The organism is Nocardia sp. NBC_01388, from assembly GCF_045040085.1.
In the GTDB taxonomy this organism is placed as follows: Bacteria; Actinomycetota; Actinomycetes; order Mycobacteriales; family Mycobacteriaceae; genus Nocardia.
In genome coordinates this window covers 3,853,856-3,870,580 of record NZ_CP109553.1, presented here as the reverse complement: position 1 = coordinate 3,870,580, position 16,725 = coordinate 3,853,856, and the positions used below count along the sequence as shown (strand labels likewise).

Below are 16,725 nucleotides of genomic sequence, written 5' to 3'. Positions count from 1 at the left end.
GTGCCGGGGGCCGTTCGCGCTGCTCCGGGCGGTGATGGTGTGATGGTGTGGTTGGTCGACATGCCCGGAAAGTGGCAGTCGGTGTCGGTGTGACGGAGGTGCGGGATGGGTTCGCTGTGGCATGGCTTCGCCGATATGGGTGCGGTGGAAGACGGCGGTGCGTTCGTGGTGGCGCGCGGCGACGGCGCTTATATCTGGGATGAGGGCGGCACCCGGTACCTGGATGCCACCGCCGGACTGTGGTTCACCAATGTCGGGCACGGCCGCCGCGAGATCGCGGATGCGGTGGCCGCGCAGCTGAGCAATCTCGCGCACTATTCGAACTTCGGTGATCTGGCCTCCCCGGTGCTGCGCGATCTGGCCGAGCGGCTCGCTGCCATCGCGCCGGTGCCCGGCAGCAAGATCTTCTTCACCTCCGGCGGGTCCGACGGCATCGATACCGCGGCCAAGCTGGCGCGCCGCTACTGGAACGTCGTGGGCAAGCCGGGTAAGACCATTATCGTCGGCCGTGAGAAGGCCTACCACGGCATGCACGTGGCAGGCACCTCGCTCGCGGGCATTCCGGTCAACCACGAGGGCTACGGCGAGTTCATGCCCGACGCCCGCACCATCGGCTGGGACGACCCCAAGGCACTGCTCGCGCTCATCGAAGAGGTCGGCGCCGAGCGCATCGCAGCCTTCTTCGCCGAGCCGATCATCGGCGCCGGCGGCGTGTACCTGCCGCCGGAGGGCTACCTCGCCGAGGTGCGCCGCATCTGCCGCGAGAACGACATCCTGTTCGTGGCCGACGAGGTCGTCACCGGCTTCGGCCGCATCGGCGGATCCTGGTTCGCCTCTTCACGTTTCGACCTGCAGCCGGACATCATGACCACCGCCAAGGGCCTGACCTCCGGCTACGTGCCGATGGGCGCGGTGTTCATCGCCCCGCGGATCGCCGAGCCGTTCTTCGCCGGCGGCACCTGGTTCCGCCACGGCTACACCTACGGCGGCCACGCCGGCGCCGCGGCCGCCGCCATGGCCACCCTCGACATCATGGAGCGCGAAAACCTGCTCGACGCCAGCAAGAACCTGGAATCCCTGCTGCACAAGCACCTTTCGCCACTGGCCGAGCACCCCCGGGTGGCCGAGGTCCGCAGTGGCCTGGGCGCGGTCGCCGCCATCCAGCTCGCCGATCCCGCCGAGGCCATGCCGTTCGTGAAAACCCTGCGTGCCCAAGGCATCTCGGGCCGCGCGGCCGGTCAGGGCGCCCTGCAGATCTCCCCGTCCTTCGTCATCACCGAGGAGCAGGTCGCCGAACTGGCGGCGGGCTTCGCCCGCGCACTGGGTTAGTCCTACCTGGCGGCCAGACGGTCGGCACGGGAATTGAGGTAACGCTGCTGCGGGACGGTTCCCGTCAGCTGAGCGGCGTGGCGGTAGTCGGAGATCGCGTCCGAGTCGGCTCCACTCAGTTCCCGCAGATGTGCGCGTACGGCATAGAACCGATGGTCGGCACCTAGCCGGCCATCGGTTTCCAGTTCTGCGAGCATGGCCAGCCCGGCCTCGGCGCCGCTCGACATCCCCACCGCGACTGCACGATTCAATGCCACTACCGGGTTGTCGGTGAGTGCGTGCAGTGCCGTGTAGAGGGCGGCGATCTGCGGCCAGTCGGTGTCCTCGGCGGTGGCCGCCTCGTCGTGCACGGCCGCGATGGCGGCCTGCAATTGATACGGTCCCGGCGGATCGCCGCGTGGCAGTGCCAGAGTGATCAGTGCGATGCCCTCGGTGATGAGGCTGCGGTCCCAATGCGATCGATCCTGTTCGGCCATCGGAATCAGTTCGCCGTGCGGCCCGGCGCGGGCCGGTCGGCGGGCATCGGTCAGCAGCATGAGGGCGAGCAGGCCTGCGACTTCGTCATCTTGGTCGAGTAGGCGATACATGATGCGCGCCAATCGAATTGCCTCGGCGGACAGGTCTGTGCGGTACAGGTCGGGTCCGGCCGTGGCGGCATAGCCTTCGGTGAAGATCAGGTACAGCACGTGCAGTACGGCCGCGAGCCGGGCGTCTCGCTCCTGTGGCAGCGGCATGCGGAAGGGTGTGCCTGCCGATTTGATCGTCCGTTTGGCCCGGCTGATGCGCCGGGTCATGGTGTCCACCGGTACGAGGAAGGCGCGCGCGATTTCCGCGGTGGTCAGGCCGCCGACCGCGCGCAGAGTCAGCGCGATCTGGGAGGCGGGGGCCAATGCCGGATGGCAGCACAGGAACAGCAGGATCAGGGTGTCGTCGGCGTCCGCGACGCGGTCCTCGACGGCTGGGAATGCCCACTGGTCGGACGGAAGTGCCTGCGCCACAGCATCTTCGCGGCGCCTTCGCGCCTGCTCGGTGCGCAGCAGGTCGATGAGTCGCCGGGCCGCGACGGCGATCAACCAGGCTTTCGGATCGTGCGGCACACCCGTCTCGGGCCACTGTGCGGTCGCCGCGACCAGGGCCTCCTGCACCGCATCCTCGGCGGTATCGAAATGCCCGTAGCGCCGCACCAGCGCACCGAGGACTTGCGGTGCGAGTGTGCGCAGCAGCTCCTCGGTGCGGGTGTCGGTCATCAAATCTCCAGGGAATCAGCGCTTTCCGTGATCGGCCGCACATCCACGTAGGCGCGCGCGGCTATCGCCGCGGGGCCGGGGCATTCGGTGATTTCCGCCGCGATCTCGGTGGCCCGGTCGAAGCTCTCGCACTCCACGATCCAGTATCCGGCGAGTACCTCCTGCGTTTCCGCATACGGTCCGTCGGTGATCACCACGGGCAGGCCCGCGCGGGTGCTGCCGCTGATCCTGCGGGTGTGGACGGGATCGACGAGGCCGCGGGTGTCCACCAGCTCTCCGGACGCCTCGAGCTTTGCCGTGAAGTCCCGCATGAACTCGGTCACCGCGGCGAAGTCGCCGGGTGACCAGGCGTAATCGCCCGTCGCCTTGCCGGTCATACCGTCGTAGTCTCGCTGCGAACCGTAGGACAGAATCATGTACTTCATCGGTCTCACCTCCGTTGTCGGCGCCTCGGTGGCGTCTGTACCCGAGACGTCGGAGCCACTGCACCGGATCCGGACATCCACTCCGAAGAATATTTTCCCGCGCCGCGACCGGCGGCCGAAGCGGTCAGATGACGACCGGGTGATCCTCGACAACGCGCCCGCCCAGCCGCACCCAGCCGTCGGAGTCCCATTCGGTGAACAGCTGCGAACCCGCGCCCTGGGTGATGTACAGCCCGCGCTGTAGTTTGGCCGTGAGTGCGATGGCTGCCGCTCCGGTCGCCTCGTCCTCGGCAATTCCCATGGCGGGGGCGAACATTCGGGTGCGCACCTGACCTCGGGCCTCGTCGTGCCAGGTCCACGCGTAGTGCGAGCCCTCGGGGAAGTCGGCCGGGTCCAGCGTGGCCAGCAGTTCGGCACTCTCGATTTCGTGAAAGGTGAAGGCGGGGGCCCATTCCGAGCGCGCACGCACCCACGCCATACCCTCGGTGACCGAAACGTCCACGGGTCCGGCGGGCACATCGATCACCGAGACCGGACGGCCCCGCAGGTACAGCCACCAGCCGGTGCCGACGGTCGGGTGCCCGGCGAACGGCAATTCCACCGACGGCGTGTAGATGCGCATGCGGACCCGGCCGTTGTCCGGCTCCTCGAGGACGACCGTCTCGCTGTAGCCGACACGTGCGGCCAGGGCCTGATGGTCGGCGCCGGCCACATCGGCGGCGCGCGCGATGCCGAGCGGATTGCCGAAGCGGCCCGTCGCATCGGTGAATACGCGAACCACTTCGATCTGTGCGCCATCGCTTTCCGGGGTGCTCATAGGTGCCGAGCTTACCGCTGGTTACCGCGCAGGGGGAGGTGAGCATGCTCCCAGCATGTCTGCCAGGGCGCTCTTCTCGGTGGCCTGTACGGTGAGTCCCCAGCGGGATTTCACGGCCACCCAGCGACGTGCGTACTCGCACCAGAACTGTGCGCGCGGACGCCACTGATCCGGGGTCTTCGAGCCCTTGTCCTGATTGGCCTGCTTCTGCACGGCCAGCAGATTGCCCACGTCATTGGCGAAATACTGGCGGCGTTCCGCATCCCAGTCCGAGGCGCCGGACCGCCAGGCGTCGCCCAGCGCGACCACATGGTCGATCTCGATGTCGGAGGCCTGGAACCGGTCGTAGGGCAGTTGCTCGCCCGCGTACGGATCGTTCAGTACGCCGGACAGCACCATGCACGAATTACTCTCCGCCAGTTTGACTTCCGTCAGATCCCGCTTCATCACGTCCTCGCGGGCGGTGCATCCGTCGGAAAGTACGGGCTCACCGCCGCGCCCGGACCAGCCGGGCCCGAAGGCATTGCGCTCGTAGGATTCCCAGTTCCGATTCCAGGCGATGGTGAGCCGGTCCAGGTCGGCCTGCGCGTGCTGCAGGTCGGGGAGCGGCGTGCTGGTGGGATCGGCCGCGGCGGTGTCGGTGTTCTTGTGCGCCGGTTCCTGCCGATTGCTCCAGAGCGCGAGCCCGGTCGCGGCCACCGCGACGAGGACGACGGAGGTGGCGAAGAATCTGCGCCAGCGGCGCCGGGCGGTGGTCCGGGAACGCTCGGGCATGCGGGGGAGTCTAGGGGTGGAAACCGGATGAAACGGGCAATGTTGCCGACCGGTGACCTGATTTCAGCTAACTGATAGCAAATAGAAACAGGGGTGGTGCACCGAATCGGTGCACCACCCCTGTCAGCAGTGCTTCAGATCGAAAAGCAGGAGATCAGACCGCGGCGGCAGCCAATGCCTCGGTCGAGGCCACGGCCTGGCCGACACCGGCAACGATCGCGGCGGCACGCAGTGATTCGAAGATCACCTCACGGGAGACGCCCGCCTCGCGCAGGGTGTTCTCGTGCGCCTCCAGGCAGTGCTGGCAGCCGTTGATCGAGGAGACCGCGAACGACCACAGCTCGAAATCGGCCTTGTCCACGCCCGGTGTGCCGATGATCTGCATGCGCAGACCGGCCCGCAGGTCGTCGTACTTGCCGTCCAGGAAGGCCTTGCCGCGGTAGAACACATTGTTCATGCCCATGATCGAGGCGGCGCCCAGCGCGGCGTTGTACGCCTCGGCCGACAAAACGTCGGCGGCCTCCTCGGCAATTTCGCGCAGCGTGGTGGCCGACCGGGTGGCGGCGGCCGATGCCAGCAGTGTGCCCCACAACTGCTGCTCGTTCAGCACGGTGGTGCGAGCGATCGAGGACAGATTGAGCTTGAGGTCCTTGGCGTACTCGGGTAGCGAGTTCTTGAGGGTCTCAATGGTCACAGTGCGAAATCCTTTGTATCAGAGCCGAATTGGAAGTGTTTAGACCGAAGCGGTCATGAGCTCGCCGGCCTTGATGGTCGGGTCGCCCTTCTTCCAGTTGCAGGCGCAGAGCTCGTCGGACTGCAGGGCGTCGAGCACCCGCAGCACCTCGTCGACATTGCGGCCCACGGAACCGGCGGTCACCGAGACGAACTGGATCTCATTGTTCGGATCGACAATGAAGGTGGCGCGGTCCGCGACGCCGTCGGCATTGAGAACACCTGTGGCGGCGGCCAATTCACGCTTGAGGTCGCTCAGCATGGGGAACGGGAGGGTCTTGAGCTCCTCGTGCTGCGCACGCCACTGGAAGTGCACGAACTCGTTGTCGACGGACGCGCCGAGCACCTGTGCGTCACGATCGGCGAACTCTTCGTTCAGCTTGCCGAAGGCGGCGATCTCGGTCGGGCAGACGAAGGTGAAGTCCTTCGGCCAGAAGAAGACGATGCGCCACTTGCCGGCGTGGTCGTCGCTCGAGATCTGGGTGAAGTAGTCGTCGGGCTGCTGAGCGTTCACCTTCGAGAGATCACCGCCGATGACCGCGGTCAGGTTGTAGGCGGGGAACTGGTCGCCGATGGTCAGCAGTGCCATGCTTGCTCCTCTGTGTAGTCGAATCGATCGTGTCGTGACTGCTGTAAACGATCTTGCCCGAACCTCGCTTAAAGGCAAAGGTGATGGGTCGCACTAGACTGATAGGCGTGACTGATCAAACTTATCAGCCGACCCTGTCGCAGCTGCGTGCGTTCGTGGCGATCGCGGAATATCGCCACTTCGGCACCGCGGCGGCCCGGCTGAGCGTGAGCCAACCCACGTTATCGCAGGCCCTGGCATCACTGGAAAACGGACTGGGTCTGCAATTGATCGAGCGCAGCACGCGCCGGGTGCTGGTCACGCCCGCGGGCAAACGGCTACTGCCGCAAGCCATGGCGACGCTGGAAGCCGCTGACCGTTTCGTCGCTTCCGCGGCCGGATCCGGGCTCGGTGGAACCATGCGATTGGGCATCATTCCGACCGTCGCCCCCTATGTACTGCCGCGGCTGCTGCCCGAGCTGCGCACGCAGCTCCCCACACTGGTGCCGCATGTGATCGAGGATCAGACGGCGCGACTGGTGGACGGGCTGCGCTCCGGCGTCCTCGATGTCGCGGTGCTGGCGCTGCCGGCCGATGCCACCGGACTGGTCGAGATTCCGCTCTATACGGAGGAATTCGTCCTGGTGGTGCCGCGCGGGCACCCGTTGGCTCGCCGCACTGATCTGAAGCCCGCCGATCTGGACGCGCTACCGCTGCTGCTGCTCGACGAGGGGCACTGCCTGCGTGATCAGACGCTGGATCTGTGCCGCTCGCACGATGCCCATCCCGGCGCGGTCGGCGATACCCGTGCGGCCTCGCTGGCGACGGTGGTGCAGTGTGTGGCAGGCGATCTGGGTGTCACCTTGATTCCGGAGATGGCGGTGGAGTCCGAAACCTCGCGTGGCACTCTGGATATCGCGCGTTTCGCCGCACCCGCGCCGGGGCGCACGCTCGGACTGGTCTATCGCACCTCGACCGCGCGCGGTGAGGATTACGAGCGTCTCGCGGAGATCATCCGAAGTATTCGGCCGCGCTGACCGCAGTGTCGGGTGAGGTCTGGAGCACCCCCAATTGACCGGTTCGTGCACGTCTGGGACGCTCGGCTCCATGCGCATTCACCAATAGATCTGGCAACTCTGTACATCGGCAACTCAGCACGTAGGCCAACTGCATTCGTAGGCGACTGGATACTTGGGGCAAATGAGAATTCACCATCTGAACTGCGGCACCATGGCCTTCGGCCTGGTCGACCACTGCCTGCTCGTCGAGACCCGGACCGAACTCGTGCTGGTCGACACCGGATACGGGCTCGGTTGCGTGCGGGAGCCGGGAAAGATGCTGGGCGCGAGCCGATTCGTGATGGGGCCCAAGCTCACCGAGAAGGAGACGGCGATCTGGCAGATTCAGGCGCTGGGCTACGACCCCCGTGATGTGCGGCACGTCATTCTCACCCATCTCGATCTCGATCACTCCGGGGGCCTGTCCGACTTCCCGGAGGCGACGGTGCATGTGCACGGTCCCGAATTCCGGGCCGCCACAGCGACACCCACACTCTCCGAACGCCTGCGGTATCGCGCGGCGCAGTGGGCGCACGGACCCAAGTGGATGGTGAACGAGGTCGAGGGCGCGCAGGAGTGGTTCGGTTTCACCGCGGTGCGTGACCTACCCGGCCTGCCCCCGGAGATCCTCGTGGTGCCGCTGGCCGGTCACACCCGCGGTCATGCCGGTGTCGCGATCGACAGCGGCAACGGCTGGCTGCTGCACGCCGGAGATTCCTTCATGCTGGAAAGCTCCATCGACCCCGAGAGTCCGAATACTCCCTTGTGGCTGCGTATGTACGAACAGGGAGCAATAGTCCGCGATGCGTATCGGGAGAATCAGCGTCGTCTGCGCGAACTCAGGCGCCTGCACGGCCATCAGATCAGCGTCGTCAATTCCCACGACGCGGCGCTCTTCCATGGGATGACCGCCCGGTGAGTCCCTGGCGCCGGGCCCGCCCCCTCCCCTCCGGCCCCGCCCCGCTATTCGTTTACGGCACCTTGCAATTCCCCGAGGTGCTGATCGAATTGCTCGGCCGCGCACCGGAATTGGAGCCCGCCCGAGTGCTCGGGCAGCGTGCGGCAGTCCTGCCCGACCGGGTGTATCCGGGACTCACCTCCGCCAACGGCAGTGTGACGCAAGGTTTTCTGCTCAACGGGCTCACCGCCGACGAGTGGCAGATACTGGATACCTTCGAGGACGACGAATACGAACTACGCCCCATCCCCGTACACACGGGGAATCGGCACACCTACGCGTGGACCTACGCCTGGACCGATGCGGTGACACCGGGGGAGTGGTCGGCGCAACGTTTCGCCGCCGATCACCTCGCCGATTACATCGCCCGATCCGCAACATGGCGCCGAGACCTCTTGCAGGGCAGCTAGGTTCGCAGCCCGTCCAGGATAGCGAGTACCGCCGCCTCGGATTCGATTCGGGCGGCGGCCGGATCATCGGAGCTCGCTATGAGCAGACCGGCCTCGCCCAGGGCGGCGATGATCATGTGGGCGAGGGGTCGCAGCGGCACGTCATTGCGCAGGGCTCCGGAATCCACGCCCAGTTGCAGAGTCGCCGCGACCATGCCCAGTGCGTACTTCTCGTCGAGGGCGCGCCACTCCTGCCAGCCGAGGACCGCCGGCCCGTCGATCAGGCAGATGCGGGTGCGTTCGGGTTCCATGCAGGACTGCAGGAACATGCGCAGTGCGGCCTCGAAGGCGGTGAGCGGATCGGTGGTCTCGGTCCGCGCCAGTTCGTCGGCGATCTGCTGCATGAGTTGCTGCTGGATCTGCTCGTATACCGCGCGGAAGAGCTCCTGCTTGTCCTTGAAGTGGTGATAGAGCGCGCCGCGGGAGCTGCCGGCGTGCTCCACGATCTCGGGGGTGCCGACGGCCGCGTAGCCGCGCGCGGCGAACAGTTCGCGCGCCGCATTGATCAGGCTGGTGCGGGTCGTCTCGGATCGGGCGGCTTGCCTGCTCATCGGTGCTTTCCGTTCGGGTGTCCTGGGCATGACTCATCAACACTTACAAACAGGCAGACTGTTTGTTATTGTCGGTGCTGTAGCTATTGTCGCTGAATCCAGGGGGTTCCAGATGATCGACTCGACTACTACCGCACGCGCATCCTGGCGGGCTGCCGATCTGGGTGCGCGCCGCGAGATTTCACTACCTCAGGGCCGAATGGCCGTGTTCGAGTCCGGAACCGGTCGTCCGATCGTGTTCGTGCACGGGCTACTGGTCAATGCCAATCTGTGGCGGCGGGTGGTGCCGCGGCTGGCCGGTGAATTCCATTGCGTGACATTGGATATGCCGTTCGGGTCACACGCGCTGTCCATGCCGGGGGCGGATCTCACGCCGCCGGGGATGGCGGAGTTGGTATGCACCGCGATCGAAGCGCTCGAACTCGGTCCGGTTGTGCTGGTAGGCAATGACAGTGGTGGCGCTCTGTGTCAATTGGTCGCGACGAGTCGGCCGGACCTGGTGGAACGGCTGGTGCTGACCTCGTGCGACGCCTACAAGAACATGCCGCCACTGCTGGTGCGCGCTATTCGGCTCATCGCGCGTATTCCGGGCGGGTTGGGCCTGCTCATGTCCGCGCTGCGGTTGCCTTGGGTGCGCAACTCGCCGATTGCCTTCGGCGCGTTGTCGATTCGGCCGATCGAACCGCAGGCGGCTGAGTCGTATGTACTGCCGGCCGGGATCGCCCGGGATATTCGGGATGATCTGCGTCGTGCGCTGTTCGGACAGCATCGACGCCATACCCTGAGTGCGGCAGCATATTTCGCCGAGTTCGACCGTCCCGTGCTGATCGCCTGGTCGGGTCGTGACCCCATCTTCCCGATGGCCCATGCGCTGCGGCTGGCGACCGATTTTCCCCATGCTCGGCTCGAGGTGATACCCGAGGCGCGGGGATTCTCGCCGGAGGATCAACCGGTTCGGCTGGCGACCGCCATCGCGGAATTCGCGGCTGTGTCGCGTTCGGCCGACGTCCGATGAATATCGAGCGCATGCCCGAGTTGCCCGGGGTCGAACACCACTTCATCGATGTCCGCGGACTGCGTATGCACGTCGCGGTCGCCGGGAGCGGGGAGCCGCTGGTGCTGTTGCACGGCTGGCCGCAGCACTGGTGGGAGTGGCGTCGGGTCATCGGGCCACTCGCCGAGCACTATCGGGTGATCTGCCCGGATCTGCGGGGGCTCGGCTGGACCGGCGCTCCACCGGAGGGTTATCGGCCCGAGGTGATGGCCGACGATATCGCCGGATTGCTCGACCGCATGGGGGTGCACAGGTTTCGCCTGGTCGGCCACGATTGGGGTGGTCTGGTCGGCTATCAGCTCGCGCTGCGCAGTCCGGATCGGGTGTCGCACTACATCGCGGTCAATACGGCGAGCCCGTTTCTGCGGCCCACGCCGCGGGTGCTGCTCAATGGGGTTCGGGTATGGCATATTCCGCTCAATGCGGCGCCGTTGATCGGTCGCCGTATGTCCGGGTCGGTGGTGCCGAGGTGGGCATTGCGGCATTGGACGTATCGCTCGGCGGCGTTGACCTCCGAGGATGCCCGGATCTTTCTGGCGCAGTTCCGGGATCCGGCTCGGGTGCGAGCCACCGTGTCCTACTACCGGAACATAGTGCGGCGCGAACTGCCGCTGCTGCTGGTCGGCAAGTACCGCTGGTCGCGGCTCACTGTTCCGGTGCTGGTGCTGTCGGGGGATCGTGATCCGCTGCTGTCTGCCGGGCAGATGACCGGATTCGACCGGTGGGCAACGGATTTGCGGGTGGAGTCGATGGTGGATGTGGGGCACTTCCCGCCTATCGAGGATCCGGACAGTTTTGTGGCCGGGGTGCTGGGGTTCTGTGGGGATCCTGCTGACCGGGACTGCGTGACGCCGGACACAGTTTTGGGGTAGAACGTGTTGGCATGGAGACAGCTGGTGTGGTTGCGGCGGCGCGTAGTCAGGCGATAGGGGATCTGTTGCGGCGCAGTGCTGCTCGGGTTCCGGGGAAGACGGCGCTGGTGTGGCGGGGGCGGCGGGAAAGTTTCGGCGGGCTCGACGAGGCCGTCAATCGGGTGGCGCACAGTTTGGCTGATCGTGGTGTGGTGCAGGGGGATCGGGTTGCGGTGTTCTCGCATAATTGCCGTGAGTTCGTGCTGTTGTACTTTGCGCTGGCGCGGCTCGGGGCGGTTTCGGTGCCGATCAACTTCATGCTCACCGCTGAGGAGGTCGCCTACATTCTGGGGCATTCCGGAGCTGTCGGGCTGATCGCCGAGGATGCGCTTGCCGGAGAGGCCGAGGCGGCGGTGAAGCAGTTGGGGGACAACGGTATTCGATTGTTCGGCTGGATCGGACTGAGTGGGCAGCCGGTGGCCGCGGGGTGGGAGGATGTCGCGGCGTGGGAAGAACATGCCGAAGCTTCCGAACCCGCGGTGCTCATCGGTGATGACGATCCGGTGCAGCTGATGTATACCTCCGGCACCGAATCGCGGCCCAAAGGCGCGATCATGTCCCATCGCGGGCTGATCGCACAGTATGTGAGCGCGATCGTGGACGGGCGGATGACCGCCGAGGATATCGAGGTGCATGCGCTGCCGCTCTATCACTGCGCTCAGCTGCACTGCTTCCTCACGCCCGACATCTATTTGGGTGCGACCAGCATTCTGTTGCAGGGGCCCGACGCGGCCACCATTCTGCGGACTGTCGAAACCGAGCGGGCCACCAAGCTGTTCTGCCCGCCCACCGTGTGGCTGTCGCTGCTGCGGCATCCGGACTTCGACAACTATGACCTGTCCTCGCTGCGCAAGGGGTACTACGGGGCGAGCATCATGCCGGTCGAGGTGCTGCACGAGCTGGCTGAAAGGCTGCCCGTGGTCGGGCTGGTCAATTTCTACGGGCAGACCGAACTCGCCCCGCTGGCAACGGTTCTCGCACCGGAGGATCAGCTGACCAAGCCCGGATCCGCCGGGCGGGCGGCGCTGAATGTGGAGACCCGCGTGGTCGATGACGACGGTGTGCCGGTGGCTCCGGGGGTCATCGGCGAGATCGTGCACCGGTCGCCGCATGCCATGCTCGGGTACTGGAACGATCCGGAGAAGACGGCGGAAGCCTTCCGCGACGGCTGGTTTCACAGTGGGGACCTGGGTGTGCTGGACGCCGACGGGTACCTCAGCGTCGTCGATCGCAAGAAGGACATGATCAAGACCGGCGGTGAGAATGTCGCCAGTCGTGAGGTCGAAGAAGTGCTCTACCAGCACCCCGATGTTTCGGAAGCCGCCGTGGTCGGCATTCCGCGTCCGCACTGGATCGAGGCGGTCACCGCCGTGGTGGTCACCCGTGCCGGAACCGCCCCCAGCCCGGCGGCCATCATCGCCCACTGCAAACAGCATCTCGCCCCCTTCAAGGTCCCCAAGTTCGTGACCTTCACCGAGGCGCTGCCGAAGAACCCCAGCGGCAAGATCCTCAAACGCGAATTGCGTTCGGAATATGCGACTCTCGCCGATCAGCCGAACTAGTCGGCGATCCGGTCCACATACTCGACGTTCGCGATATCGCCGGGGTCCGCACTCGCAACCCCGGCGAACCACGCGTCCAGAATCTCCGTGAGCAGCGCCCGCGAGGTCAACCGCAAACTCAGCGCCAGCACATTCGCATCGTTCCACCGCCGAGCGCCACCGGCCGTATACCCGTCCACACACAAAGCCGCCCGAACCCCCGCCACCTTGTTCGCCGCGATCGAGGCCCCCGTGCCGGTCCAGCAGCACACCACGGCCTGCTCAGCCCGCCCGTTCGCGACATCACGCGCCGCCGCGGCGCTGGCCCAAGCCCAATCATCCCGCTCATCCGGATCCAGTGCCCCATGCACCGTCACCTCGTGCCCGCGCCGCCGCAACTCCTCCACGACCGCCCCCGCGACACCGGTGTCCTCGTCCGCCGCAACCGAAATCCGCATACAGCGATTGTGCCTACTCGAAGATTTCCGCTATTTCGGCCGAGGTCACTGCCCGCCGAGCCCACACCTCGAGTTGATCGACATCCGTACAACCCTCGATTCGACCGCGAACCTCAGCGGAAACTACGAACCCCCGCGCATCAAGAATGGCTTCCAGAATGCGGACCTCTCCATCGAGCCGGCCCCGTTCCAGCCCTTCTTCCAGCCCTTCTTCCAAGCCTTGCTCGCGGCCTTGCTGTAGGCCCTCTTTCACGAGATTGCGGAACGTATCGCTCAGATACTCACGACGGGCCGCGGTAGTCATCATCGCCTCCAAGCATGATCGGGCCGCACGGTTCAGGGTCGACGTCACGAGGTCGTAGTACACGGTAGCCCGCTCGGTCCCGCGACTTCCGGGTTCGGCGGCGAGCTTGTCGAGTGCGGCGAGCGTCGCACCGAACACCTTGGCGCGGTCGCTGTGTTCCTGGTGAGCGATGGCGGACAGCACGGAAAGTTCGGGCAGGCGGACCGCACTTTCAGGGTCTGTGACCACCGGGATCTGTTCCGGTCCCAGGACGACGGGCCGCACGGTGGCGACTCCAAATCCCAGATCGATAGGCTTGGATGCCCACATCGTTGTTCGACTGTCCGGGGTCAGCACCAAGAGCACCGTTGGGCAGCGTAGCCGCGCTCGGAGCGTGGCCACATACACCGGCCAAGTCCAGCGTTTGTCCGTGTCCGGGCGCAACTGGACCTCGACGACCACCGCCAGCACCGGTTCCTTCGAATTCGAGAGCACGATCACCGTGTCGGCGCGGTATTCGGTCGGTGCTTTATCGGTGAGGTCGGTGCAGGCGGTATTCGCCTCCTCGTACTCGGGTAGGTCCCAGCCGAGCGCGGACAGCAGGCTGGCCGCGAGGCCGGGTTGATTCGTGAAGAGCTCCAGCAACACCTCATGCAGTGCAGATGGCATGGAGTGACGGTATGTAGCCCGAGCGATATGTGTTGCTGGATTTGGTGATTCGCTCCGAATTTTCAGAATTCGGTGGTGACCAGGGGTCTATTTCCCGGCCGCTCGGGCCAGGTGTTCCGGGTAGCGGGCGCCGGCGATGGATTCGGCGGGGGCGGCGGCTTCTATGGCGGCCAGATCCTCGGGGGTGAGGGTGATGTCGGTGGCGGCTGCGTTCTGCTCGAGGTAGGTGCGGCGTTTGGTGCCGGGGATCGGGACTACGTCGTCGCCGCGGCTCAGGACCCAGGCGAGGGCCAATTGGCCTGCGGTTACGCCCTTTTCGTCGGCCAGTTTGCGGAGGGCGGTGACGATGGCGAGGTTGCTGTCGAGGTTGCCTTCGGCGAAGCGGGGGAGATTGCGGCGCATATCGTCGGCGGGGAGGTCGGCGGTGGAAGTTATTGCGCCGGTGAGGAAGCCGCGGCCGAGGGGGGAGAAGGGGACGATGCCGATGCCCAATTCGCGGCAGGTGGGCACGATTTCGGCTTCGAGGTCGCGGGTCCAGAGTGACCATTCGCTCTGCAGTGCGGTGATCGGGTGCACGGCGTGTGCGGCGCGAATCGTTTCCGCGGAGGCCTCCGAGATGCCGAGGTATCGGACCTTGCCCGCGGTCACCAGGTCCGAGAGTGCGCCCCAGGTCTCCTCGATCGGCGTATTCGGATCCACCCGGTGCTGGTAGTACAGGTCGATATGGTCGACGCCGAGCCGGGCCAGGGACTCATCGCAGCTCTGCTTCACGAAGGCGGCATCACCACGCGCTCCCATCGACCCGCCCTCGCCCCACACGATCCCGAACTTGGTGGCCAGCACCACCCGATCGCGCCGATCGGCAATGGCCCGCCCGACCAGCCGCTCATTGGTCTCCGGCCCATACACATTCGCGGTATCGATCAGTGTGACGCCCAGATCCAGCGCCCGATGAATGGTGGCAATCGATTCGGCATCATCGGTGTACACCCCGTACGCGGAACTCATGCCCATGCAGCCGAGACCTTCCGCGCCAACGGTCAGCTCGCCGAGTTTCCTGGTAGCGATCATGCTGGGATTCCTCCTAGGGTCGCACTCGATGTCAGGTGAGCGACGCTCACCACTCGAACCTACGACCTGGAGCGCACTCCAAGTCAACTATCGAACGCCCCGGACCGTGCGGCAGCCTCGAATACATCCCAGTCGACCGGCGCGAACACCAGCGCCGGGCCGGAGGGGTGCTTGCTGTCGCGCACGCCGACCTACGCCCTCGCTGAGGACGACCTGCACGACGGTGGGGCGCGCTGAGCGAGTGATCAACGCCTGCCTGCGAATCCGGATGCGCACGCGAGCTGCGATCTCGGCGTCGTTCGCTTCAGGAACGGTGTCACGTGTCAAAGCGCGTGCGTATTCCGGCGTTTGCAGCAGCCCCGGCACCAGGTCGGGTTGATACGTCGTCAGTCCTCGCGCGCCGGCTTCGAGGCCCAGATAGATGCTGAAGTTTTCGGGAATCAGATCGCCGAACTCGTGCCACCAGGACTTGACCGCGGCTTGCGGGGCAAGTCCTACCATCGCTGTGGTCATCGCCTCGTCGAACCCGTAAATCGTGCACAGTTCGCGCACATCGACGATTCGCACCCGATCGGATTGTCCGGGCTCCAGTGTGCTCTTGCCCCACTGCAGGAGGTCTGCGGCCGCGACAATCGTGAGCCCCATCGTCTCCCGTCCTTCGCGCAGGTACCGGCCTAATTGCCGGCGCGGGAAAGTGCTGTCGACGGTATCGGACGTGCTCCCACCCTGAAGTCGTCGTGGTGACCATCCTGGGAAAAGTGTGAGCCCAAAAAGGGAGCCTTGCACGCAGTTTCATGCAATTTCTCTGGGTTCCCGGCAGGGTCTCCCAGTTCGGCGCGCTGCGGGTGTGCTCTGGTGTTGCGCCCGAACGCGCTCGCCGGGCACGTCACCGAATCCGCAACTCGAATCCGAGGTGATCGAGATGTCTTGGGATGCATGGGCACTGCTGTCGATATTAGTACTGTGCGGTTCGGTTATCGTCTGGTCCTGCTGGGGGTTCTATCGTGAAAGTCAGGCGAGACGTGCGGAGCTACTTCTGCTGGAAGGCGGGGGATGCCTGGTTGTTCGTCGTTCGAATGGCGCTCCAGCGGGCGGCACAGGGCTGATCAGAGGTAGAAGTGATTGGCCTGCACAGCATCTCAGTTTTCGCCGGTCAATTCCCGAAAGACCTTGGCAGCCACCAAGTTCCAGCTTGGAGACGAGAGCAGCACCTGGTCGGTCCCGCTGCCAGGTGAGGCTCAGCGTCCTCTCAGCGAATGTGTGACAGCTTGTGGCACGTACGTCCGCCCGCGAGAAAGTTCCCGATGTCGACCTTCAACAGTCTCCCGGCCCACATCCTGCTCGTGCACTTCATCGTGGTGCTGGCCCCGTTGACGGCGGTGCTGCTGACCATGTCGGCGTTCTGGCCGACGGCGCGCCGCCGTCTGGTCTGGCTGAGCCTCGCGCTGGCCGTGATCGTGGTGATCCTGACCCCGGTCACTACCGATGCGGGGGAGTGGCTGGAGAAGCGCGTCGGGCGAACTCCCGATCTGCGCACGCACACTGACCTCGGCGATACGTTCATCTATTTCGCACTCGGGTTGCTTATGGTGGCGGCTCTCGTGGCGTTCGTTCACGTACGCGAGGCCCGCGGTCGCGCGCTGTCTCGATTGCTTGTGGGCGGCGTGGCGGTCCTCACCCTCGCCGCGAGCGTGGCGGCGACGGTGCAGGTGTACCGCATCGGAGAGTCCGGCGCCCAATCGACCTGGCACGGTGTGTCGGCACAGCCGCCGAGCACCCACCTCACCACGACGAAGTGACCAGCGCAGATTGAAATGATCACGACCAGGA

Annotated in this window: 19 protein-coding genes and 1 pseudogene; 8 read left to right on the top strand and 12 right to left on the bottom strand. The window is 65.6% G+C overall.

Annotated features, from left to right (window positions below):
- Positions 1–105: 105 nt before the first annotated feature.
- Positions 106–1,329 (top strand): aspartate aminotransferase family protein, encoded by a 1,224-nt coding sequence (locus OG716_RS19185; protein WP_405138893.1) that lies wholly within the window; start codon positions 106–108, stop codon positions 1,327–1,329.
- 2 nt (positions 1,330–1,331) lie between these two features.
- On the opposite strand, the gene OG716_RS19180 is transcribed toward OG716_RS19185, so the two are convergent.
- The 6 genes from OG716_RS19180 to OG716_RS19155 all read right to left on the bottom strand — a co-directional run bounded on the left by OG716_RS19180 (position 1,332) and on the right by OG716_RS19155 (position 5,913).
- Entirely contained in the window at positions 1,332–2,576 is a 1,245-nt protein-coding gene (locus OG716_RS19180) for an RNA polymerase sigma factor (RefSeq protein WP_405138892.1), read from the bottom strand.
- On the bottom strand, positions 2,576–3,001 hold the full coding sequence (locus OG716_RS19175) for a YciI family protein (protein ID WP_405138891.1): 426 nt from the start codon (positions 2,999–3,001) through the stop codon (positions 2,576–2,578). Before OG716_RS19175 ends, OG716_RS19180 begins: the two co-directional genes overlap by 1 nt.
- 124 nt (positions 3,002–3,125) lie before the next feature.
- Positions 3,126–3,818, bottom strand: coding sequence for a PhzF family phenazine biosynthesis protein (locus OG716_RS19170; protein WP_355121146.1), 693 nt, complete (start codon positions 3,816–3,818; stop codon positions 3,126–3,128).
- Between the two features lie 21 nt (positions 3,819–3,839).
- Positions 3,840–4,592 (bottom strand): HNH endonuclease family protein, encoded by a 753-nt coding sequence (locus OG716_RS19165; RefSeq protein WP_405138890.1) that lies wholly within the window; start codon positions 4,590–4,592, stop codon positions 3,840–3,842.
- 154 nt (positions 4,593–4,746) lie between these two features.
- On the bottom strand, positions 4,747–5,286 hold the full coding sequence (locus tag OG716_RS19160; protein ID WP_355121142.1) for a carboxymuconolactone decarboxylase family protein: 540 nt from the start codon (positions 5,284–5,286) through the stop codon (positions 4,747–4,749).
- 39 nt (positions 5,287–5,325) lie between these two features.
- Entirely contained in the window at positions 5,326–5,913 is a 588-nt protein-coding gene (locus tag OG716_RS19155) for a peroxiredoxin (RefSeq protein ID WP_153806595.1), read from the bottom strand.
- A 107-nt stretch (positions 5,914–6,020) separates the two neighbouring features.
- Here OG716_RS19155 and OG716_RS19150 point away from each other — a divergent pair, with 107 nt between their 5' ends.
- From OG716_RS19150 to OG716_RS19140, 3 genes are all read left to right on the top strand, one after another.
- The gene (locus OG716_RS19150; RefSeq protein WP_405138889.1) at positions 6,021–6,929 is read left to right on the top strand and encodes a hydrogen peroxide-inducible genes activator; all 909 of its coding nucleotides are present in this window, start codon (positions 6,021–6,023) and stop codon (positions 6,927–6,929) included.
- A gap of 163 nt (positions 6,930–7,092) precedes the next feature.
- Positions 7,093–7,869 (top strand): MBL fold metallo-hydrolase, encoded by a 777-nt coding sequence (locus OG716_RS19145; RefSeq protein ID WP_405138888.1) that lies wholly within the window; start codon positions 7,093–7,095, stop codon positions 7,867–7,869.
- Positions 7,866–8,318: a gamma-glutamylcyclotransferase family protein gene (locus OG716_RS19140; protein ID WP_405138887.1), complete on the top strand. Its 453-nt coding sequence runs from the start codon at positions 7,866–7,868 to the stop codon at positions 8,316–8,318. Before OG716_RS19145 ends, OG716_RS19140 begins: the two co-directional genes overlap by 4 nt.
- Here the strand turns inward: OG716_RS19140 and OG716_RS19135 are convergent.
- Entirely contained in the window at positions 8,315–8,908 is a 594-nt protein-coding gene (locus OG716_RS19135; protein WP_405138886.1) for a TetR/AcrR family transcriptional regulator, read from the bottom strand. The genes OG716_RS19140 and OG716_RS19135 overlap by 4 nt on opposite strands.
- Before the next feature lie 112 nt (positions 8,909–9,020).
- Here OG716_RS19135 and OG716_RS19130 point away from each other — a divergent pair, with 112 nt between their 5' ends.
- Genes OG716_RS19130 through OG716_RS19120 form a run of 3 tightly spaced genes read left to right on the top strand, consistent with a single transcriptional unit; the run spans position 9,021 to position 12,435 of the window.
- Positions 9,021–9,923: an alpha/beta fold hydrolase gene (locus OG716_RS19130; protein WP_405138885.1), complete on the top strand. Its 903-nt coding sequence runs from the start codon at positions 9,021–9,023 to the stop codon at positions 9,921–9,923.
- Positions 9,924–9,934: 11 nt separating this feature from the next.
- Positions 9,935–10,834, top strand: a complete 900-nt coding sequence (locus OG716_RS19125; RefSeq protein ID WP_405138884.1) for an alpha/beta fold hydrolase — start codon at positions 9,935–9,937, stop codon at positions 10,832–10,834.
- 11 nt (positions 10,835–10,845) lie between these two features.
- Entirely contained in the window at positions 10,846–12,435 is a 1,590-nt protein-coding gene (locus OG716_RS19120) for an acyl-CoA synthetase (protein ID WP_405138883.1), read from the top strand.
- Here the strand turns inward: OG716_RS19120 and OG716_RS19115 are convergent.
- The 5 genes and pseudogenes from OG716_RS19115 to OG716_RS19095 form a co-directional block, all read right to left on the bottom strand.
- Positions 12,432–12,872 carry an RpiB/LacA/LacB family sugar-phosphate isomerase gene (locus OG716_RS19115; RefSeq protein ID WP_405138882.1) on the bottom strand — a complete coding sequence of 147 codons (441 nt, stop codon included), beginning with the start codon at positions 12,870–12,872 and terminating at the stop codon, positions 12,432–12,434. The genes OG716_RS19120 and OG716_RS19115 overlap by 4 nt on opposite strands.
- A 13-nt stretch (positions 12,873–12,885) precedes the next feature.
- Positions 12,886–13,824, bottom strand: coding sequence for a hypothetical protein (locus tag OG716_RS19110; protein ID WP_405138881.1), 939 nt, complete (start codon positions 13,822–13,824; stop codon positions 12,886–12,888).
- A gap of 87 nt (positions 13,825–13,911) precedes the next feature.
- The gene (locus OG716_RS19105; RefSeq protein ID WP_405138880.1) at positions 13,912–14,895 is read right to left on the bottom strand and encodes an aldo/keto reductase; all 984 of its coding nucleotides are present in this window, start codon (positions 14,893–14,895) and stop codon (positions 13,912–13,914) included.
- Between the two features lie 83 nt (positions 14,896–14,978).
- On the bottom strand, positions 14,979–15,080 hold the full coding sequence (locus OG716_RS19100; protein ID WP_405138879.1) for a DUF397 domain-containing protein: 102 nt from the start codon (positions 15,078–15,080) through the stop codon (positions 14,979–14,981).
- A 58-nt stretch (positions 15,081–15,138) separates the two neighbouring features.
- A pseudogene (locus OG716_RS19095) lies at positions 15,139–15,681 on the bottom strand (Scr1 family TA system antitoxin-like transcriptional regulator); the annotation flags it as partial.
- Between the two features lie 518 nt (positions 15,682–16,199).
- Here OG716_RS19095 and OG716_RS19090 point away from each other — a divergent pair.
- Entirely contained in the window at positions 16,200–16,694 is a 495-nt protein-coding gene (locus OG716_RS19090; protein WP_405138878.1) for a DUF2231 domain-containing protein, read from the top strand.
- The last annotated feature ends 31 nt before the right edge of the window (positions 16,695–16,725 follow it).